The 20,511-nt window shown below is 70.8% G+C and carries 18 protein-coding genes; 12 read left to right on the top strand and 6 right to left on the bottom strand.

The window, feature by feature from the left end; genetic code table 11:
* Positions 1 to 20: 20 nt before the first annotated feature.
* The 4 genes from ACWGJY_RS21025 (at position 21) to ACWGJY_RS21010 (ending at position 5,938) form a co-directional block, all read left to right on the top strand.
* Complete coding sequence (locus ACWGJY_RS21025; RefSeq protein ID WP_453262332.1) at positions 21 to 782, top strand: TIGR03089 family protein; 762 nt, start codon at positions 21 to 23, stop codon at positions 780 to 782.
* 157 nt (positions 783 to 939) lie between these two features.
* Positions 940 to 2,160: an LCP family protein gene (locus tag ACWGJY_RS21020; protein WP_453262331.1), complete on the top strand. Its 1,221-nt coding sequence runs from the start codon at positions 940 to 942 to the stop codon at positions 2,158 to 2,160.
* A gap of 224 nt (positions 2,161 to 2,384) precedes the next feature.
* Positions 2,385 to 4,136: an LCP family protein gene (locus tag ACWGJY_RS21015; protein WP_453262330.1), complete on the top strand. Its 1,752-nt coding sequence runs from the start codon at positions 2,385 to 2,387 to the stop codon at positions 4,134 to 4,136.
* Positions 4,137 to 4,207: 71 nt separating this feature from the next.
* Positions 4,208 to 5,938 carry an LCP family protein gene (locus tag ACWGJY_RS21010; RefSeq protein WP_453262329.1) on the top strand — a complete coding sequence of 577 codons (1,731 nt, stop codon included), beginning with the start codon at positions 4,208 to 4,210 and terminating at the stop codon, positions 5,936 to 5,938.
* Positions 5,939 to 6,173: 235 nt separating this feature from the next.
* Here ACWGJY_RS21010 and ACWGJY_RS21005 read toward each other — a convergent pair whose 3' ends face one another.
* The gene (locus tag ACWGJY_RS21005; protein WP_453262328.1) at positions 6,174 to 7,205 is read right to left on the bottom strand and encodes a glycosyltransferase family 2 protein; all 1,032 of its coding nucleotides are present in this window, start codon (positions 7,203 to 7,205) and stop codon (positions 6,174 to 6,176) included.
* 386 nt (positions 7,206 to 7,591) lie between these two features.
* On the opposite strand from ACWGJY_RS21005, the gene ACWGJY_RS21000 reads away from it, so the two are divergent.
* The 3 genes from ACWGJY_RS21000 to ACWGJY_RS20990 are packed head-to-tail and all read left to right on the top strand — an operon-like array spanning position 7,592 to position 10,192.
* On the top strand, positions 7,592 to 9,058 hold the full coding sequence (locus ACWGJY_RS21000) for an LCP family protein (protein WP_453262327.1): 1,467 nt from the start codon (positions 7,592 to 7,594) through the stop codon (positions 9,056 to 9,058).
* Complete coding sequence (locus ACWGJY_RS20995) at positions 9,055 to 9,564, top strand: hypothetical protein (RefSeq protein WP_453262326.1); 510 nt, start codon at positions 9,055 to 9,057, stop codon at positions 9,562 to 9,564. The genes ACWGJY_RS21000 and ACWGJY_RS20995 overlap by 4 nt, the downstream gene beginning before the upstream one ends.
* Before the next feature lie 46 nt (positions 9,565 to 9,610).
* The gene (locus ACWGJY_RS20990) at positions 9,611 to 10,192 is read left to right on the top strand and encodes a VanZ family protein (protein ID WP_453262325.1); all 582 of its coding nucleotides are present in this window, start codon (positions 9,611 to 9,613) and stop codon (positions 10,190 to 10,192) included.
* Here the strand turns inward: ACWGJY_RS20990 and ACWGJY_RS20985 are convergent.
* Positions 10,143 to 10,697, bottom strand: coding sequence for an acyl-CoA thioesterase (locus tag ACWGJY_RS20985; RefSeq protein WP_453262324.1), 555 nt, complete (start codon positions 10,695 to 10,697; stop codon positions 10,143 to 10,145). The two genes, ACWGJY_RS20990 and ACWGJY_RS20985, sit on opposite strands and share 50 nt — an antisense overlap.
* Positions 10,698 to 10,969: 272 nt before the next feature.
* Here ACWGJY_RS20985 and ACWGJY_RS20980 point away from each other — a divergent pair, with 272 nt between their 5' ends.
* Positions 10,970 to 12,262: an LCP family protein gene (locus ACWGJY_RS20980; protein WP_453262323.1), complete on the top strand. Its 1,293-nt coding sequence runs from the start codon at positions 10,970 to 10,972 to the stop codon at positions 12,260 to 12,262.
* Between the two features lie 247 nt (positions 12,263 to 12,509).
* On the opposite strand, the gene ACWGJY_RS20975 is transcribed toward ACWGJY_RS20980, so the two are convergent.
* Complete coding sequence (locus ACWGJY_RS20975) at positions 12,510 to 13,682, bottom strand: acyl-CoA dehydrogenase family protein (RefSeq protein ID WP_453262322.1); 1,173 nt, start codon at positions 13,680 to 13,682, stop codon at positions 12,510 to 12,512.
* Between the two features lie 320 nt (positions 13,683 to 14,002).
* Between ACWGJY_RS20975 and ACWGJY_RS20970 the strand changes: the two genes are divergently transcribed.
* Positions 14,003 to 15,343 carry a UDP-glucose dehydrogenase family protein gene (locus tag ACWGJY_RS20970; protein ID WP_453262321.1) on the top strand — a complete coding sequence of 447 codons (1,341 nt, stop codon included), beginning with the start codon at positions 14,003 to 14,005 and terminating at the stop codon, positions 15,341 to 15,343.
* Positions 15,344 to 15,867: 524 nt separating this feature from the next.
* On the top strand, positions 15,868 to 16,239 hold the full coding sequence (locus ACWGJY_RS20965) for a VOC family protein (RefSeq protein WP_453262320.1): 372 nt from the start codon (positions 15,868 to 15,870) through the stop codon (positions 16,237 to 16,239).
* A 46-nt stretch (positions 16,240 to 16,285) separates the two neighbouring features.
* Here ACWGJY_RS20965 and ACWGJY_RS20960 read toward each other — a convergent pair whose 3' ends face one another.
* From ACWGJY_RS20960 to ACWGJY_RS20950, 3 genes are all read right to left on the bottom strand, one after another.
* On the bottom strand, positions 16,286 to 17,473 hold the full coding sequence (locus ACWGJY_RS20960) for a dipeptidase (RefSeq protein ID WP_453262319.1): 1,188 nt from the start codon (positions 17,471 to 17,473) through the stop codon (positions 16,286 to 16,288).
* Positions 17,470 to 17,973, bottom strand: coding sequence for a 5-(carboxyamino)imidazole ribonucleotide mutase (purE, locus tag ACWGJY_RS20955; RefSeq protein WP_453262361.1), 504 nt, complete (start codon positions 17,971 to 17,973; stop codon positions 17,470 to 17,472). The genes ACWGJY_RS20960 and purE overlap by 4 nt, the downstream gene beginning before the upstream one ends.
* A 95-nt stretch (positions 17,974 to 18,068) precedes the next feature.
* Complete coding sequence (locus tag ACWGJY_RS20950) at positions 18,069 to 19,271, bottom strand: 5-(carboxyamino)imidazole ribonucleotide synthase (protein ID WP_453262318.1); 1,203 nt, start codon at positions 19,269 to 19,271, stop codon at positions 18,069 to 18,071.
* 163 nt (positions 19,272 to 19,434) lie between these two features.
* On the opposite strand from ACWGJY_RS20950, the gene ACWGJY_RS20945 reads away from it, so the two are divergent.
* On the top strand, positions 19,435 to 19,863 hold the full coding sequence (locus ACWGJY_RS20945; protein ID WP_453262317.1) for a protease inhibitor I42 family protein: 429 nt from the start codon (positions 19,435 to 19,437) through the stop codon (positions 19,861 to 19,863).
* Between the two features lie 135 nt (positions 19,864 to 19,998).
* Positions 19,999 to 20,508 (top strand): GtrA family protein, encoded by a 510-nt coding sequence (locus ACWGJY_RS20940; protein ID WP_453262316.1) that lies wholly within the window; start codon positions 19,999 to 20,001, stop codon positions 20,506 to 20,508.
* The last annotated feature ends 3 nt before the right edge of the window (positions 20,509 to 20,511 follow it).

Raw genomic sequence — 20,511 nt, 5'->3', positions numbered from 1 at the left:
CCGCGCGTACCCTGGCCGCGATGAACGCCACCGATCGCACCCCCGCCGACCTGCTGAGTTCCGCGCTCGCCACGGACCCGACCCGCCCGCTGGTGACCTTCTACGACGACGCCACCGGCGAGCGCGTGGAACTGTCCGTCGCGACCTTCGCCAATTGGGTGGCCAAGACCGCCAACTACCTCCAGGGCGATCTGGCCGCCGGGCCCGGTGACCGGCTCGCGCTGCTGCTGCCCGCGCACTGGCAGACGGCCGTGTGGCTGCTGGCCTGCTCGTCGGTGGGCGTGGTCGCGGAGGTGGACGGCGATCCGGCCGCCGCCGATCTCGTCGTCGCCGGGCCCGGCCGGCTCGATGCGGCGCGCGCCTGCTCCGGGGAGCGGGTGGCGCTGGCGCTGCGCCCGCTGGGCGGCCGCTTCCCGCAGCCGCCCCAGGGCTTCGCGGACTACGCGGTCGAGGTGCCCGGTCAGGGCGACCGGTTCGCACCGTTCGCGCCGGCGGACCCCGGGGCCGCGGCCCTGGTCGTCGGCGGCGAGGAGCTGACCGGCGCCGGGATCGGGGCGCGTGCCCTGGCCGACGCGGCAGCGGCGGGGATGTCCGAGGCACCTCGGGTGCTGTCGGGGCTGCCGTACGACACCTGGCAGGGCCTGTCGTACGGGCTGTACGCGCCACTGGCGACCGGCGGTTCCGTGGTGCTGTGCCGCCACCTGGACCAGCTGGGCGCACCGGCCGCGGCCACCCGCGAGAGCAGCGAGAAGATCACGTTCAGGGCGCCGCTGCCGCACTGAGCGGTGCTCCCCCGTCCGGCGGACCGGTTGCGCCCGTGGCGGGCCGGTTCGTCCGTTTCGGTCCATGCTCTTGGGTACGTACAACCCTGCGCGGGTGTCGTCCGTCTCTTGTTCCGTCCGGGCCCCGTGCGGGGGCGCGACGCCGACTTTGCGAGGGATGGACGCACAGGTGACCGAGACCCCCGAGCCTTCCGGGTTCGCCGGCTGGGGCGAGCGCCCGGCCGGCGGGCCGGGCCGGCCGGGGCCGCCGTACCGCCGCCACCGGTGGCGGTGGGCCGCCCTGGGGACCGCCGGGATCCTGCTGGCCGGGGCGGGGGCCGGCTGGGCGGTGTACGCCAAGCTCAGCGGCAATATCCGCACCGACAGCGCCACCGAGCGGGAGCTGCGGAAGTGGGAGTCGGAGCGGCCGCCCGCGGGCCCGCCGAACGCCGAGAACGTGCTGCTGATCGGCTCCGACAGCCGTCAGGGCGGCAACAGCCGGTACGGCCACAGCAGCGGTCAGCGCTCCGACACCACGATGCTGCTGCATCTCGCGGCGGACCGGAAGAGCGCCACCGCGGTGAGCATCCCGCGCGATCTGATGGTGCAGGTGCCGCACTGCAAGCGCCCGGACGGCACGGAGACCGCGCCGCGCACGGACCAGTTCAACGGGACGTTCGCGGTCGGCGGCGCGGCCTGCACGATCCGTACGGCCGAGAAGCTGACCGGCATCCGTATCGACCACTACGTGATCATCGACTTCGTCGGCTTCAAGAAGATGGTGGACGCGGTGGACGGGGTCGAGGTCTGTCTGCCCCGGCCCGTCCATGACGCCGATGCGCAGCTCAGCCTGCCCGCGGGCCGCCAGACGCTGCACGGTGAGGCCGCGCTCGGTTACGTACGGGCCCGTAAGAGCCTGGGCAACGGCAGCGACACCCAGCGCATGCAGCGACAACAGGACTTTCTCGGCGCTCTCGTGAAGAAAGTGCAGAGCAATGGTGTCCTGCTCAATCCCACCCGGCTGTATCCGGTGCTGGACGCCGCGACGAGTTCACTGACCACGGACGCCGCGCTGGCCTCCTTGAAGGAGCTGTACGCATTGGTGCGCAGCACCCGCAGCATTCCCACCGACCGGGTCCAGCTCATGACCGCGCCCCGCCGGGGGTACCGCTACGACCCCAACCGCGACGAGTTGGCGCAGCCGGACGCCGGCCGGCTCTTCGGGCAGCTGCACAGAGATCTTCCGGTGACGGTGCAGCCCCCGCCCGGCACCGGCGGGGAGCCGGTCCGCACGGGAGGCGGACCACCGCCCGGCCGGCCCGCCCCATCGCCCTCGCCGTCGGCAGGTTCGGGCCCGGTCTTTCCCGGAACGACAGCGGAACACGGGGTCTGCGAATAAAGATGCCGCAAAGTACTCCTGGTGACTCGAATGGATTGGGCGGATTGCCCAGTTGTAGGCAAGTGGAATTTGTCACGCGCGTCGCGGGGCGCTGAACTGGGCGGATAGTGTGAGCGATCCGGTCGCAGGACCAGCTGACCGATGAACCATGCAATGCACGATCGACCGACCGAGCGCCTTGAGGGGATGGCGCCGCGTGGCACCGACGGAGGACTTAAGGCACCGTGGACGCGCAAGGCCGTGGGCGGGCGGGCGACAACAACGTCGATCCCGCCGATCAGTGGGTGTTCGACCCGAACACCGGCAATTACGAGCTGCGGCTTGACCCTGAGGGTCAGGCCCCCGCTCGCCCCGCCGACCGCAAGACGGCCGGCTCCAGACGTGCTGCGGGCAAGTCGGGCGGTGACACCGACACCCGGCCGCTGCCCACCCAGCGCGGCCTGCGGGACGAGAGCGCCGAGGGCGACGAGCGCCCCGCCGGCGGACGGGCGGCCCGCCGGGCGGCCGGCAGCCGTGCGGCGTCGGCAGTGGCGGCGGGCCCGGCCGGCCGCCGTAAGGCCAAGCCGAAGAAGTCCGGCAAGAAGAAGGCGCTGTACTGGACGGCCGGTGCACTGGGCTTCGTCCTCGTCGCCGGCTGCGGTGGCGCGTTCTACCTCTACCAGCAGCTGAACGGGAACATCTCCAAGGTCGATGTCGGGGTGGAGAACGACGCGGTCTCCAACGGCCCGGTCAACGTCCTCATCATCGGGACGGACGCCCGCTCCGGCAAAGGCAATTCGGGCTACGGCGATGCCGGCAGCGTCGGCCACGCGGACACCACGATCCTGATGCACATCTCCAAGGACCGGTCGAACGCGACGGCGCTGAGCATCCCGCGCGACATGATCACCAACATCCCGAACTGCCCGACGACGCAGAAGGACGGCACGAAGAAGACCATCCCGGGCCAGAACGGGGTGCGCTTCAACACCAGCCTGGGCCAGGAGGGCCGGGACCCCGGCTGCACCTGGCGCACCGTCGAGCAGATGACCGGGCTGAAGATAAATCACTTCATGATGGCCGACTTCAATGCGGTCAAGGAGCTGTCCACCGCCGTCGACGGCGTCGAGGTGTGTGCGGGCAAGGACATCAACGACCCCAAGTCGCACCTGAAGTTGAAGGCCGGCCGGCACATCGTCAAGGGCGAGCAGGCGCTGGCGTTCGTCCGTACCCGCCACACCGTCGGCTTCGGCAGCGACCTGAGCCGGATCCAGCTCCAGCAGCAGTTCCTCAGCTCGCTGATCCGCAAGCTGAAGTCCAGCGCGTTCAGCAGCCCGAGCAAGCTCTACGACGTCAGCCAGGCGGCGACCAGGGCGCTCACCGTCGACACCGGGATCGGCAGCGCGAAGAAGCTGCTGGACTTCGGCTCCGACCTCAAGAAGGTCGACATCAACAAAATCACCTTCGCCACGGTGCCGGTGCTGGACAACCCCAAGGACGCGGCCACCGTCATCCTCGACAAGGCCAAGGCGGACCCGCTGTTCGCCATGGTGCGGGCGGACCACACCCTGGCCAAGGGCAAGAAGGGCAAGAAGAGCTCCGGCCCGGTCACGAAGGCCCCGGCCGGGCTCGTACGGGTCGATGTCTCCAACGGCGGCGGTCCGATCGGCTCGGCCCAGGAGACCGTGGACTGGCTGCAGAATTCCAAGGCCGCCAGGCTCTCGACCAACGCCGGCAACGCGCCGTCGAAGCTGGCCGCCACCCGCCTCGAATACGCGCCGAACCAGGCCGACCAGGCCGCCACCCTGGCCGACTGGATGGGGCTGCCCAAGAGCGCGCTGAAGAAGTCGTCGCAGAACGCCGGTGCCCGCGTACCGATGAAGCTCATCCTCGGCAAGGATTTCAAGGCCCCGGGCTCACCGATCGAGGCACCGACCGAAACCCCGGCCGGGGTGCAGAACGTCAATGCAGATGACAAGAACATCTGCGCGAAGTGACCTGAGCGGGATCCGGCCGCCCCGCCGCGACGCCGAGCGCACCACCGGACGGAAAGCGGGGAGAGGGCCCAATGCGGCAGAGCAGTGTGCGCGGTGACCGGTCACGCCGGCGACGCCAGCCCGATGCACAGGAGCTGGGCTGGGACGACGGTCTGTACGAGGACAAGGGGCTCCCGCCGGACGCACCCGGCGGAACGCCTCCCGCGGGCGACGGGGTGTCATCCGGCGACGGGAGGGCCCCCGGTGACGGGGTGTCATCCGGTGGCGGGAGCAAAACCGCCGCGGGCGGCGGGCCCGGCGAGGGGAGTCAGCCGCGCCGTGGCAAGGGCCGCAAGGTGCTGCGCTGGACCGCCCTCACGCTCGCCGTCCTGATAGTGGGCGGCGCGGGCGCCGGGTACTGGTACTACGAGCACCTCAACGCGAACCTCCGCAAGGCGCCGAGGTCCCTGAGCGGGGACGGCCTCCAGAAACCGGATCCCAATGCCTTCGGGCAGAGCCCGCTGAACATCCTGCTGCTGGGCTCGGACGGCCGCAACAGCGAGAAGAACATCGAGCTCGGCGGCGCCCGGCAGGACGCGGACCGCAAGCCGCTGGCCGATGTGCAGATGCTGCTGCACGTCTCCGCGGACCGCAGCAACATGTCGGTGATCTCCATCCCGCGGGACACCCGGGTGACGATCCCGCAGTGCACCGACCCGAAGACCCACCAGACCTATCCGCAGACCACCGCGGCCATCAACCAGTCGCTCCAGCACGGCGGTCCGGGCTGCACGCTCGCCACCTGGCAGGAGCTGACCGGCATCTACATCGACCACTTCATGATGGTCGACTTCTCCGGTGTGGTGGACATGGCGGACGCCATCGGCGGCGTCCCCGTCTGCGTCGACAACAATGTCTACTCGCACGACAGCAAGGGCCACGGCAGCGGGCTGAAGCTCACCAAGGGCACCCACTCCGTCAAGGGCGTCCAGGCCCTGCAGTGGCTGCGCACCCGCTACGGCTTCGAGGACAACACCGACATCGGCCGGGCCAAGGCCCAGCACATGTACATGAACTCGATGGTCCGCCAGCTGAAGCAGGGCACCAAGCTCACCGACCCGGGGCAGCTGCGCGATCTGGCGGAGGCCGCGACCAAGGCACTGACCGTCGACGACGGCCTCGACACCGTCAAGAAGCTCTACGACCTGGGCGGCGACCTCAACCGGGTACCGGCCAAGCGCATCACGATGGTCACCATGCCCTGGCAGTACAGCTCCGACGAGTCGTACGTCGTACCCAAGCCCGGCGACGCGGAGGCCACCTTCGGACTGCTGCGCAGCGACACCGCGCTGGACGGCAAGGACAAGAAGAAGAAGGCGACGCCGGACCCCAAGCCGTCAACTCCCGCCGATCAGCTGAAAGTTGTGGTGCAGAACGGCACCAACAGCACGGTGAACGGCCCGGTCTCCGGCCGGGCGGCCGTCATCCAGCAGCAGCTGTCGGGGCTCGGCTACACCTCTGCCGGCACCGATTCCGCGCTCATCACCCAGCCCGACACCACCCTCACGTACCAGGACAAGGGACAGCGGGGCGACGCCCTGGCGCTGGCGAAGGCGCTCGGACTGCCCAAGAGCGCGGTCCGGGAGTCCAGTTCGGCCACCGGGATGCGGCTGGTGGTCGGCAACGACTGGCGGCACGGCTCGGCGTACCCGAAGCAGCCGGGCGACGAGAAGGCCGCGGACAAGGCGCCGGACAGCGCGGATGCGCTCAACGGCGAGGATTCCAAGGCCTGTATGAAGGTGAATCCGCAGTACAGCTTCTAGGGGGCTTCCAGGGGCCGGCTGCAACATCGCGTCCGCCTCGGGAAAATCCCCGCCCGTCTCGGGAAGGTCCGGTATGCCGCGAGAGGGTTCCGTCCGCCCTGGGCCCCGTAGTTTTTTCCCCGCCGCCCACCCCCCTTCGGGGGGTGGGCGGGTGTAGAGGGGAGGTCTGCCCGGCGGCCCGGCCGCCCGGCCCACTCGGCCGCCCGTCCTACCGGCCTACCCGGCGTCGCCCGTCCTACCCGGCGTCGCCCGCCGGAGCCGGTACCGCCGGCCGGCGGCTGGCGATGACCTTCTTGGCGAGGGAGCGGGGGCTGGTCAAAAAGCCGACGCCCCAGGCCATGTGCATGGTGGCCAGGGCGAGCGGGATCCGGGCACGCGCCGTGAGCGGGAGGCCCTTGCCGGCGGGCACCGACCCGGCGGCGATCGCCGCGAGATAGCCGGCCGGCACGATCAGGCCCCAGGGGGTGACCACCGCGCCGGCCACCAGGCCCGCCGCGATGGCGCACACCGCGGCCGGCGGTGCGAGATAGCGCAGATTGATCGACCCGGCGTGGTAGCGGGCGACGACATGACGCCACTTGCCGTAGTCCTTGTACTGCTTGGCCAGCGCCTTGACGCTCGGCCGCGGGCGGTACTGCACCCGCAGCTCGGGCGAGAACCAGATCTGCCCGCCGGCCTCACGGATCCGGAAGTTCAGCTCCCAGTCCTGGGCACGGATGAACTCCTCGTTGTAGCCGCCCTGCCGCTCCAGCGCCTCGCGCCGGAACACTCCGAGGTAGACCGTCTCGGCGGGTCCGGCCTGCCCGCCCGTGTGGAAGGCGGCATTGCCCACGCCGATCTTGGAGGTCATCGCGGCGGCGACCGCGTCCTCCCAGGCGTTCTCCCCCTCGGCGTGCATGATGCCGCCGACGTTCGCCGCGCCGGTCTCCTCCAGGAGGCGCACGGCGGTGGCGATGTAGTGGGGCGAGAGCATGCCGTGGCCGTCGACGCGGACCACGATCGGATGCCGGGACGCCTTGATCGCGGCGTTCAGCGCGGCGGGGGTACGGCCGGTGGGGTTCGGCACCGTGTGCACCCGGGGGTCCTCGGCGACGAGCCCGGCGGCAATCTCGTCCGTACGGTCCGTGGACGGGCCGAGGGCGATCACCACCTCCATCTCGCCGGCGTACTCCTGCTCCAGGATGTGCCGGACCGAATTGCGCAGGTGACGTTCCTCGTTGAGCACCGGCATGATCACGGAGACGGCCGGGGGCTGCTGCTGCGGCATGGTTCCTCAGGGGTACGGCCCGCGGCGGAGCCGCCAGCGACGGCAGCGCCCGCCGGGAGACTGCAGTATCGCGCCTCACGTTACCGCGAATGGGGGACAGCGTCGGACGCAGCCGGGTGGCCCGGCGGCCGACGCCCGGCGTGTGGCGCTTTATATCCGATCATATGGACCTACGGTGTTCCCGCCTGATCCGCCCCGTTCATCCCGACTCCTGCCCCTTCCTTCTCCTCCTCCTTTCCCCCCTCCCCCTCCCCCTCCCCCTCTCCCTCTCTCCTTCTCCTTCTCTCTCCTGCTCCCTCTGCACCGCCCTGACCCGCCCTGACCCGCCCTGACCCGCTCCCCCGACGGGCACCGCTCACGCCCGTCCAGCCGCGGAGGTGTCCCCCGTGACCGCGCCGTTCCGCTCCCCCCGTCCGGCCAGGCGCCGGGCCGCCCGGCCGGGCCGCCGACGACCGCCGGGTCCGCGCTGGGGGCTACGGATCGGCGCGGTCGCGTCCGTGCTGCTGCTGGCCGTGAGCGGCGTCGGGCACGCCGTGGTCACCGGCGTGGAGAGCGGCATCGGCAGGGTGGACGCCTTCACCGGCATGAGCAACCGGCCCGGGGGCGGCGACGGACTGAACTTCCTGGTCGTCGGCACGGACGGGCGCGACAAGCTCACCCCCGGGGAGAAGCAGAAGTACCACCTGGGCGGCGCGCCCTGTCACTGCACCGACACCCTGATGCTGGTCCACCTCTCCGCCGACCGGGACCGCGCCAGCGTGGTGAGCCTGCCCCGCGACTCCTACGCCGAGGTCCCCCCGCATACGGACGCGGTCACCGGCCGGCCGCGCGCCAAGCACGCCATCAAGCTGAACGCGGCCTACGCCGAGGGCGGCCCCAGCCTCACCGTGCGAACCGTCGAGCACATGACCGGGGTGCATATCGACCACTATCTGGAGGTCGACTTCACCAGCTTCATGCGCAGCGTGGACGCGGTCGGCGGGGTGGAGATCTGCACCGTACGGCCGCTGCGCGACAGCTATACGGGCCTGGCTCTGCCGGTCGGAAAGTCGCAGCTCAACGGCGGCCAGGCGCTGCAGTACGTGCGCTCACGGCATATCGACGGCTCCGCCGACCTCGGCCGGATGCAGCGCCAGCAACGCTTCCTGGCCGCCCTCATCCACAAGATCACCTCCTCCGGAGTGCTGATGAACCCGATCCGCTTCCGGGACGTCGCCGACACGATGCTGCGGTCCGTACGGGCCGACTCGGGCTTCGGGGCCGATGACCTGGTCGGCCTCGGGCAGGCGATGCGCGGCTTCACCCCCTCGTCCTCGGAGTTCACCTCAGTCCCCCTGGCCAATGTGGCCCAGCCCGTGCCGGGCGTCGGCTCGACCGTGCGGTGGGACCCGGTGCAGGCGCCGAAGCTCTTCCAGGCGATCCGCGAGGACAAGCCGATCGCGGTGCGCCGGGACCGCAAGGAGCCGCGGGCCAGGGTCGTGGACGTCCCGCCGGGACAGGTGCAGGTGCAGGTGCAGGTCGCAGGCGGCGGCGACCGGACCGGTGCGGCCGCCGCGATGGCCGGGGAGCTGCAGTCCACCGGCTTCGCCGTCACCGGCGCCCCCGCCGGCTCCCCTCTCGGCAAGGTGCCCCGTACGGTCATCGCCTACGACCCGCGCTGGGACCGTTCGGCCCGCTCGCTGGCCGCCGCGCTGCCCGGCGCCGAGCTGCGCCCGGTGGCCGGACGGGGGCCGGCGTTGCTGGTGGCGACCGGCCAGGACCACCAGGTGGTGCAGCGGGTACGGGCCGAGGAGCCGCCGCAGAAGCCGGGCGGGATCTCGGCGATCACCGGCGACGAGGCAGTGTGCCCATGAGTGTCCCCGCGCCCCGTCGCACCGCGCCCGGACCACCGGCACGCCGTCCGGACCCGCGTGTTGACGCCCGCCGGATCATGGTGGCCGTCGCGGCGATGTGCCTGGTGGCGGCCACCGCCGCCGCGGCGCCGCCGGCGCCCCCCGAGCCGACCGGCTGCGGGGACCTGGTGCGCGGTCAGCTGTGTCTGCGCGGTCCGGTGGGGTCGGACGGCACGTACACCACGACCTACCGGCGGCACGGCGTGTCACCGCGTCGCGAAGCGTCGCCCGCCGGGGCGGTGGCGGGCGACGGGCGGGCGGCCGGTCCGGACGAGATCACCGTGCGGCTCGGCTACCAGCGGAAGAACGACCGGATCACCGCGTTCCCCGGGTGGTTCGGCACCCGGCGGACACAGCGCGGTGCCGTCGGACTGAGCGGCCGGGTGGAGATGCTCGCGGATGAATGCATCCGGGGTGTCATGGAGCGTGGCGAGACGGTCTACGTCACGAAATGGAGCTGTGGTTGATGTCCGGGATGCCCTGGGCAGTCCGGTTTCCTGAAAGGGGCGCATCGTGTGGCAGGTTGTGCTGGGCATCACCCCCACCACGGTGGCGCTCTTCCTGGTGCTGGCACTGACGCTGGCGATGGCGCTCGCCCTCTGGACGGCGGCCGTCCCCGGCCGCGCGGCGCCGCGCACCACGGCCCGCATGCTGCTGGCCGGCTGGCTGCTGCTGCTCCTGGTGGTGACGCTCGCGCCCAGCCAGCCGATCGGCTCGGGGGACTCGACGGTGTGGTGGCGGCCCGGTGAGGGGCTGTTCGACCTGGGCGCCCAGCTGGAGCCCGGGGAGCTGACGATGCTGGTGCGGCGGCAGACCGCCAATGCCGCGCTGTTCGTGCCCGCACCGCTGCTGCTGCGGTTCGCTGCGCCGCGCACGTCGGCCGCCGCGGCGTTCCTGCTCGGCGTGGGACTGTGCCTGGCCATCGAGACGGCACAGCTGCTGATGCGGGCCGGGCGGATCGCCGATATCGACGATGTGATCTGCGCGGCGGCCGGCACCGTGATCGGCTCGGGGCTGGCCCTGCTCGGGCAGCTGACGGTGGCCGCTATGCGTCGTCGAGGCCTTCCGCGGCCCGCCGTTCGCGCAGCTCCATGATCGCGCGCCGCCGGGCGAGGCGGTGTGTGCGGCGGATCTGCGCCTCCTGGTAGCGGCGCTTGTCGCGTTCGGTCTCGGGGATCACCGGCGGCACCCGGCGGGGCTTGCCCTGCTCGTCGACGGCGGCGAAGACGAGGTAGGCGGAGCCGACCTGCTGGGCCGGGCTGGATTCGTTCCAGCGCTCGGCCAGGACCCGTACGCCGACCTCCATCGAGGAGCGGCCGGTCCAGTTGACCTGGGCGCGCACATGGACGAGGTCGCCGATCCGGACCGGTTCGAGGAAGGCCATCTCGTCCATGGAGGCGGTCACGGCGGGCCCGCCGGAGTGGCGTCCGGCCACGGCGCCCGCCGCATCGTCGACGAGTTTCATGATCACGCCACCGTGCACCGTTCCCAGGAGGTTCGTGTCGCCGGCCGTCATGATGTGGCTGAGTGTGATGCGGGACACGGACGTGGGCTTGCCCATGACGTCGCCCTCGGGGCTGTCGGTGACGAGATCGGTCATACAGCCAGCCTAAGCGGCGGCCGAACGGCACCGCCCCCCGCCGATCGTGAGACTGGTCTCGCCGTTTGCGCAGGTCCGTGACGCAGCTCTCACGGCCTTCGCCGGAAACAATCCGGAATGGTTGCTTCCATTCATGCAGGTCGGAATGGTCATGACGCCGTGCGGTATGCGGCGGCGGAGCGCCGCGGCTTTGCATCAGGTCTGCAACAGCCCTGGCCCGATCCGGCACCCGCTCTATGGAGCACCCCTGTGCGGGATGCACACTTCCCCGTATGAATGAGTGGCCCAATGGGTGGTCCGGCGACCAGAGCGGCAATCGGTACGGACACGGCAGCGGCAGCGCCGAGCCGGAGGGTGCGCGCGCGATGCCACAGGTGCGCCGCGACGCAGGCCCCGGCTATCAGCGGCACGAGCCCCCGCTGCCGCCGTCGATGTCCCCGCGCCGGGGCGCGGCCGTACCGCCGCAGCAGTCCCAGGGCTACGACGACGCATACGACAACGGCTACAACACCGGCCAGGTCTACGGCGGCGGCCCTGGTGGCGGTGACGGCACTGGTTACGGCGACGGCCGTGGCGGCCGGCCGCGCCCCCGCTGGGGCCGGCGCATCAAGTGGACGGTCATCACCCTGGTCGCCGTGCTGGCGGTCGCCTCGGTGGCCACCTACTTCTGGGCCGACGGCAAGCTCCGCCGCAAGGTGGACCTGAGCAAGGTCATCGACCGGCCGCAGGCGGGCGACGGCACGAACTACCTGATCGTCGGCTCGGACAGCCGCGAGGGCATGTCCGCCGCGGAGAAGCAGAAGCTGCACACCGGCTCCGCCGAGGGCAAGCGCACCGACTCGATGATGATCCTGCACGACGGCAGCAACGGCCCGACGCTGATATCCCTGCCGCGTGACTCGGACGTCGAGATTCCGTCGTTCGTCGGCTCGACCTCCGGCAAGAAGTACCCGGACACCGGGCGGCACACCAAGCTCAACGCGGCCTACGCCGAGGACGGCCCGGAGCTGCTGGTGCGCACCGTCGAGTTCAACACCAAGCTGCACATCGACCACTACGTCGAGATCGGCTTCGCCGGCTTCGCCAACATCGTGGACGCCATCGGCGGCGTCGAGATGGACATCCCCAAGGCGTTCAAGGACAAGAACTCCGGCGCCGACTTCCCGGCCGGCAAGCAGACGCTCAACGGGCAGCAGGCGCTCGCCTTCGTCCGGACCCGGCACGCCTTCGCCGGCCAGGACCTGGACCGTACGAAGAACCAGCAGAAGTTCCTGGCGACCCTGGCGAGCCAGACGGCCACCCCCGCGACCGTCCTCAACCCCTTCAAGCTCTACCCGACGATGGGCGCCGGCCTGGACACCCTCATCGTCGACAAGGACATGAGCCTGTTCGACCTGGGCAGCATGTTCTTCTCGATGAAGGGCGTCACCGGCGGCGAGGGCAAGTCGATGAACATGCCGATCTCCGGCTCCACCGGCGGCAACCTGGTGTGGGACAAGGCCAAGCTCCAGCAGCTGGTCCAGCAGCTGAACAACGACGAGAAGGTCACGGTCTCCGGCAACTGACCGGCGGCCCACCGCACAGAGACGTCAGACGTCGCCTGTCCTCGTACGACAACAGCCCCCGGCGCGACGCCGGGGGCTGTTCTGTTTGTGCTGGTCAGCGACCCAACTCGCACCGTCAGCGACCCAGGATTCCCCCAGCATGACGCCCAGGAACGGCCCTGATCGGCCCTGATCGGCCCGGAACGGACAGCAAGCCGGCAGCGCCCCTCACGGCGCCTCAAAGCGGCTCTGACCTGCAAAAACCCTGCTAGGGAAGGTTCCTTGCCATCACGATCCGCTGCACCTGATTCGTGCCCTCATAAATCTGGGTGATCTTGGCGTCGCGCATCATCCGCTCGACCGGGTAGTCACGGGTGTAGCCGTAGCCGCCGAGCAGCTGGACGGCGTCCGTGGTGATCTCCATGGCGGCGTCGGAGGCGTAGCACTTGGCCGCGGCGCCGAAGAACGTCAGGTCCTCGCCCTTGCCGCCGGCGGAGATCCGCTCGGACCTGGCCGCCGCGGCGTAGGTGAGCTGACGGGCCGCCTCCACCTTCATGGCCATGTCGGCGAGCATGAACTGCACGCCCTGGAAGTCGCCGATCGGCTTGCCGAACTGCTTGCGCTCCTGGACGTAGCCCTTGGCGTAGTCCAGGGCGCCCTGGGCGATGCCGAGGGCCTGGGCCGCGATGGTGATGCGGGTGTGGTCCAGGGTCTTCATCGCGGTGGCGAAGCCGGTGCCCTCGGCGCCGATCATGCGGTCGGCGGGGATCCGGACGTTGTCGAGGTAGACCTCGCGGGTCGGGGAGCCCTTGATGCCGAGCTTCTTCTCCGGGGCGCCGAAGGAGACGCCCTCGTCGCCCTTCTCGACGACGAAGGCCGAGATGCCCTTGGAGCGCTTCTCCGGGTCGGTGACGGCCATCACCGTGTAGTACTCGCTGACGCCGGCGTTGGTGATCCAGCGCTTGACGCCGTTGAGGATGTAGTGGTCACCGTCGCGGACGGCCTTGGTCTTCATGCCGGCCGCGTCGGAACCGGCGTCCGGCTCGCTGAGGCAGTACGAGAACATCGCGTCGCCCTTGGCCAGCGGGCCCAGGTACTTCGCCTTCAGCTCCTCGGAGCCGGAGAGGATCACCGGCAGCGAGCCGAGCTTGTTGACCGCCGGTATGAGGGAGGACGAGGCGCAGACACGGGCGACCTCCTCGATGACGATGACGGTCGCCAGCGCGTCGGCACCGGCCCCGCCGTAGGCCTCCGGGACATGGACGGCGTGCACGTCGTTGGCGACCAGCGCGTCCAGCGCCTCCTGCGGGAAGCGGGCCTCCTCGTCCACCGCGGCGGCGAACGGCGCGATTTTCGCCTCGGCGAGCGAGCGCACCGACTCGCGGAGCATGTCGTGCTCCTCGGACGGCCGGTACAGATCGAAATCAGCGGTTCCCGCCACGCTTTCTCACTCCCCTGTGAGCTGAACGGCAGTGCTAACTACCGTTAAGTAACCCTTTACCTCTCCGGATTCTAGGCGCCGACCCCGGCTTGCGGATACGTGAGGTTGCCGACAGTTACGGACCTGCGCGGGCGACGGCCGGCGGAGGCTCTTCCGGGCCCGACTATGCTCGGTCAGCGCCGTTTTCCTCAGCCCACCCGTCACCCGGCCACCACCCCACAACGCCGGCGCTCCGCGCCGCATCTCCCCCACCCGTCACCCGACCACCACCCCACAACGCCGGCGCTCCGCGCCGCATCTCCCCTTTTTTTGGAGCATCCATGGCCCTCAAGATCACCGTGATCGGCACCGGCTACCTCGGCGCGACCCACGCCGCGGCCATGGCCGAGCTGGGCTTCGAGGTGCTGGGGCTCGATGTGGTGCCCGAGAAGATCGAGATGCTCCAGCGGGGCGAGGTCCCGATGTACGAGCCCGGCCTGGAGGAGCTGCTGCGCCGCCATGTCGACGGGATCGAGGGCTCGACCGGCCGGCTGCGCTTCACCACCTCCTACGAGGAGGCCGGGGCCTTCGGCGATGTCCACTTCGTCTGTGTGAACACCCCGCAGAAGCACGGTGAGTACGCCTGTGACATGTCGTACGTGGAGAGCGCTTTCGACTCGCTGGCGCCGTATCTGACCCGGCCCTCGCTGGTGATCGGCAAGTCGACGGTGCCGGTGGGCAGCGCGGCCCGGCTCGCCGAGCGGCTGACGGCGGCCGCCCCGGCGGGCGCCGCCGCCGAACTTGCCTGGAACCCGGAGTTCCTGCGCGAGGGGTTCGCCGTCAAGGACACCCTGCACCCGGACCGGATCGTCGTGGGCGTGGCCGGTGAGCGGGCCGAGGAGCTGCTGCGCGAGGTGTACGCCACACCGATCGCCGAGGGCTCGCCGTTCATCGTCATGGACTACCCGACGTCCGAGCTGGTGAAGACCTCCGCCAACTCCTTCCTGGCGACGAAGATCTCCTTCATCAACGCGATGGCGGAGGTCTGTGAGGCGGCCGACGGCGATGTGGTGAAGCTGGCGGAGGCCATCGGGCACGACGAGCGGATCGGCAAGAAGTTCCTGCGGGCCGGGATCGGCTTCGGCGGCGGCTGCCTGCCCAAGGACCTGCGGGCCTTCATGGCGCGCGCCGGTGAGCTGGGCGCCGACCAGGCGCTGACGTTCCTGCGCGAGATCGACTCGATCAATATGCGGCGCCGCGGCCATATGGTCGAGCTGACCCGGGACGCGGTGGGCGGCGGCTTCCTCGGCAAGCGGGTCGCCGTGCTGGGCGCGACCTTCAAGCCCGATTCGGACGATGTCCGCGACTCCCCCGCGCTCAATGTCGCCGGCCAGATCCACCTCCAGGGCGGCCAGGTGACGGTGTACGACCCGAAGGGCATGGAGAACGCCCGGCGGCTCTTCCCGACGCTGGCGTACGCGGACAGCGCGCTGGAGGCGGTGCGCGGCGCGGACGTGGTGCTGCATCTGACGGAGTGGCGCGAGTTCCGTGAGCTGGACCCGGCCGCGTTGGGCGACGTCGTCGCCGAACGCCGCATCCTGGACGGCCGCAATGCCCTCGACCCCGAACTGTGGCGCAAGGCGGGCTGGACGTACCGGGCGCTGGGGCGCCCGCGCGCCTAGTTTCCCTCCCACGTACCTGGCTTTCCCGCCGTACTGGCTTGCCGCCGTTGCGCGCTTTGCGGCGCCCCCCCACGTACCCAGCTTTCCCGCCGTACTGGCTTGCCGCCGTTGCGCCTGCGGCCGGCGTGGGTGGTCGGGTGCGGTGACGGCCCTCCGGACTTCGTCCTGCGGTCCGTCCCCTCCCGTGGGTGGGTGGTGAGGTGGCGGGGGCGCGCGTCTCCTGTCCGGTGTCCCTGTGGTGCGTCCACGGGGCGCACCCGCCCATCCATCTGCACCCCCACCGGTCTTCTCCCACCCCCAACGGGGAGGGGCCGGACCGCAGGACGGAGTCCGGAGGGGCGGTCCCGCAGCCGGACAGCCCCGCGCAGCGGCAACGGCCCGCCGCAGGCGCAACGGCGAGCGTCCTCCGCGACGGGAGGGCCGATAACGTACGCGGCGCCGCAAAGCGCGCAACGGCGAGCAACCCCCGCGGCGGGACAGCCAATTACGTGGGAAGCCGGCCCCAGCGCAGCTATCGTGACGGCATGAGCCTCATCACACTCGGCGTTGTCGCACTGGACTGTCCCGACCCCCGGACCCTCGCGGATTTCTACGCGGACATGCTCGGCTGGCAGGTGGCCAAAGAAGACGACCACTGGGTCGAGATCGCCGGACCGGGCGGCCGGACCCTCGCCTTCCAGCGGGTGGCCGAGGGCTACCGGCCGCCGCAGTGGCCCGGCCAGGACATGCCTCAGCAGCTGCACCTCGACTTCGACGTCCCGCGCGCGGAGATCGACGAGGCCGAGCGCACGGTCGTCGCGCTGGGCGCCAAGCTCGTCCAGCACGACGACGGCAAGCGCGACTGGCGGGTCTATCTCGACCCGGCCGGGCACCCGTTCTGCCTCTGTATGACGTGAGCGCCCCGGCCCTCTCCGCATGAGGTGAGGGCCCCGGCCCGGTGCGTCAGCCGTCCAGCTGCTCGATCGTCGCGTGGGACGGGCCGCGCCGCTGCTGCTCGCTGCGCGCCACGTCCTCGGCGGCGCGCAGCGTGCGGACGGCGTTCTGCCAGGTGAGCTTGGCCAGGTCGGCTTCGGACCACTGACGGTCCAGCAGCTCGGCGATCAGGTTCGGGTAGCCGGCGACATCGGCCAGGTCGGCCGGGGTGAAGGCGGTGCCGTCGAAGTCGCCGCCGATACCGATGTGGTCGACGCCGGCCACCTCGCGCATGTGGTCGAGGTGGTCGGCCACGGTGGCCGCGGTGGCCATCGGGCGCGGGTGGGCGGCCTCGAAGGCCCGCTGGACCGTCATGCCCGCCTCGGTGGTGTCGAGGTGGTGCAGACCGTGGGCCCGCATGTTCTCGTCGGCGCGCTGGGTCCAGGCGACGGCGGCCGGCAGCACGAACTTCGGCACGAAGGTGGCCATGGCGACACCGCCGTTGGCGGGCAGCTGCGCCAGCACGTCGTCGGGGATGTTGCGCGGATGGTCGCAGACGGCGCGTGCGGAGGAGTGCGAGAAGATCACCGGTGCGGTGCTGACGCGCAGCGCGTCGCGCATGGTGTCGGCCGAGACGTGCGAGAGGTCGACCAGCATCCCGCAGCGGTTCATCTCACGGACGACCTCCTCGCCGAAGGCCGTCAGCCCGTTGTGGCGGGCCTCGTCGGTCGCGGAGTCCGCCCAGGCGATCGTGTCGTTGTGGGTGAGCGTCATATAGCGCACGCCCAGCCGGTGCAGCGCCCGCAGGGTGGCCAGCGAGTTGTGGATGGAGTGGCCGCCCTCGGCACCCATGAGGGACGCGATCCGGCCCTCGGCGCGGGCCGCCTCCATCTCGTCGGCGGTGTGCGCCAGGCGCAGCTCGCCGGGGTGGCGGGCGACCAGTTCCCGCACCACATCGATCTGTTCGAGGGTCGCGCTGACGGCCTTGTCGCCCGCGTAGTCGGCGCGTACGTACACCGACCAGAACTGCGCGCCGACGCCGCCGGAGCGCAGCCGCGGCAGGTCGGTGTGGAGGTTCGCGGACTGGTCGGCGGCGATATCGCGCCGGTCGAGGTCGTAGCGGACCTGCTCGCGCAGCGCCCAGGGCAGGTCGTTGTGGCCGTCGACGACGGGCCAGCGGGCGAGCAGGTCCCGGGCGGCGTCCCGGGAGGAGCTCACTTGCCGCCCCCGAAGCCGAAGCCGGCCGGAGAGGCGACCTTGTTGCGCAGCCGCTTGCCCTTCTCGGTGGCCTGGTCGTTCAGCTCCTGCTGGAACTCCCGCATCCGGCCGAGGAGTTCGGCGTCCTGGGTGGCGAGGATCCGGGCGGCCAGCAATCCGGCGTTACGGGCTCCGCCGACCGAGACGGTGGCGACCGGCACCCCGGCCGGCATCTGCACGATGGACAGCAGGGAGTCCATGCCGTCCAGGTACTTGAGCGGGACGGGGACGCCGATGACCGGGAGCGGGGTGACCGAGGCGAGCATCCCGGGGAGGTGGGCCGCGCCGCCGGCGCCCGCGATGATCGCCTTCAGTCCGCGGCCGGCCGCCTCCTCGCCGTACGCGATCATCTCGCGCGGCATGCGGTGCGCCGAGACGACGTCGACCTCGTAGGGGATCTCGAACTCGGCGAGGGCCTGGGCGGCGGCCTCCATGACGGGCCAGTCGGAGTCGGAGCCCATGACGATGCCGACCACGGGGGACGGAGCGGAGGAGGGGGCGCCGGCGTTCTCAGGCCGGGGGGACCTCCCAGCGGTAGCCGGGGGAGTGCTGGGCGTCATTCGGTGATCGTTCCTCGCAGATAGCCGGCGGCGTGCGCGGCGCGCTCGCGCACATCCGCCAGGTCGTCGCCGTAGGTGTTGACATGGCCGACCTTACGGCCGGGCTTCACGTCCTTGCCGTACATATGGATCTTCAACTGCGGGTCCCGCGCCATGCAATGGAGGTACGCGTAGTACATGTCGGGGTAGTCGCCGCCGAGGACATTGGCCATGACCGTCCAGCGGGCGCGCGGGCGGGGATCGCCGAGCGGCAGGTCGAGCACGGCACGGACGTGGTTGGCGAACTGCGAGGTGATCGCGCCGTCCTGGGTCCAGTGGCCGGAGTTGTGCGGGCGCATGGCGAGCTCGTTCACCAGGATGCGGCCGTCGGCGGTCTCGAAGAGCTCGACGGCCAGATGACCGACGACGTCCAGCTCCTCGGCGATGCGCAGCGCCAGTTCCTGGGCGCGGCCCGCGAGCTCCGGGTCGAGGCCGGGCGCCGGCGCGATCACGGTGTCGCAGACACCGTTGACCTGGATGGACTCCACGACCGGGTAGGCGACGGCCTGGCCGTGCGGGGAGCGGACGATGTTGGCGGCCAGTTCGCGGGTGAAATCGACCTTTTCCTCCGCGAGGACGGGCACCCCGGCGCGGAACGGCTCGGCCGCCTCTTCGGAGGATCGTACGACCCAGACGCCCTTGCCGTCATAGCCCCCGCGGACGGTCTTGAGGATCACGGGAAAGCCGCCCGACCCGTCACCCTCGTCGCCCGGCCACCGCCCCTCACCGAGGCGCTCCGCGCCGCCCCCGCCGACCTCGGCCGCAAAACGCCGCGCGTCCGCCGGGTCGGAGACGATGCGGTGCCGCGGGCAGGGCACACCGATCGCGTCCAGCTTCGCCCGCATCACCCCCTTGTCCTGGGCGTGCACCAGCGCCTCGGGGCCGGGCCGTACGGGGATACCGTCGGCCTCCAATGCCCGCAAATGCTCGGTGGGCACATGCTCGTGATCGAAGGTGATCACATCGCAGCCACGAGCGAAGGCGCGCAGCGTCTCCAGATCGCGGTAGTCGCCGATGACGACATCACCGACCACCTGAGCCGCCGAATCCTGCGGAGTGTCGCTGAGGAGCTTGAATTTGATGCCGAGGGGGATACCCGCCTCGTGGGTCATACGGGCGAGCTGACCGCCGCCGACCATGCCGACTACCGGGAACGTCACGCCCCCAGGGTATCCGTACCCCGCCGCGGCCCCGACGGGGGCTTGGATGATCCTCTGAGTTCGCACGTTCGAAGATCGCCGGAGGAAGATCGGTACGGGCGGTTACTCTCGGGCCGGGGTGCGGGGCCGGCGCCCGGAGGGGGCCCGGCAAAGGGGAGGCCGGATGGAGAACAGTGGCATACCAGGGGGCTCCAGGACGCTGGTGATCGTGATCGCGATCGCCGCGCTGCTGATCGCCCTGCACTCCGTTTTCAGCCAGTTGTCGGCGCCGAAGGTCTATGACGCGGACGACACCGAGATCACGGTCTCCGCCGGTGACCGCTTCAGCGTGCGGGTCGCCGACGACCCCGCCGACGGGTACCGCTGGATCATCGCCGAGCCCCGCCCCGACCCGGCGGTCCTCAAGGCCACCGGCGGGCGCACGGTCACCGGCCCGCCCGCGACCGGCTCCGGCACCACCCGCTATCTTTCCTTCGAGGCCGTCCGTCCAGGCCGTACGGACTTACGGCTGCTGCGCTGCCGGCGCTGCGGTGCCGGCGCGGGCGACGAGAAGGGCGCCCGCAGCCTCAACTTCCGCGTGACCGTCCGCTGACCCGTACGGCCCGCGGGGTGTTGCGCACGGAGACGACAGATGGCAGGCATCACTCCCGGCCCCTGGTTAGCATGAGGAAGCGGACCAGGATTGACGGCCGCGGACACCGCCCACGACGGGAGCTGAACGATCACCATGAGTGAACGGAGCGCACTGCGGTCGCGGCTGGAGGCGCTCATTCGCGAAGTGGCGAAATTCGGCGCGGTCGGCGGCGCGGGTGTCGTAGTCAACTTCGCGGTGTTCAACCTCGTGCGGCATCTGACCGAGGTGCCCGTCGTCCGCGCCAGCATCATCGCGACGGTCGTGGCGACCGGCACCAACTATCTCGGCTACCGCTACTTCACCTACCGTGACCGCGACCGGCAGGGCCGCACGAAGGAGCTGACACTCTTCCTGCTGTTCAGCGCGGTCGGCCTGGTGATCGAGAACGGTCTGCTCTACGTCGCGACGTACGGCTTCCACTGGGACAGCCCGCTGCAGAGCAACGTCTTCAAGTTCCTCGGCATCGGCCTCGCCACGCTCTTCCGCTTCTGGTCCTACCGCACCTGGGTCTTCCGCACGCTGCCCGCGCGGGAGGCCGTGGAAACCGCCGAGTCCTTCCTCGCCGACGGCTCGCAGCGCCCGCGCAGCACCTCCCGGAAGTAGCCC

The sequence above is a fragment of the Streptomyces sp. NPDC054765 genome (assembly GCF_053612065.1).
Note: the sequence above shows the minus strand (reverse complement) of the source record. Positions and strands in the feature narration are given on the sequence as shown.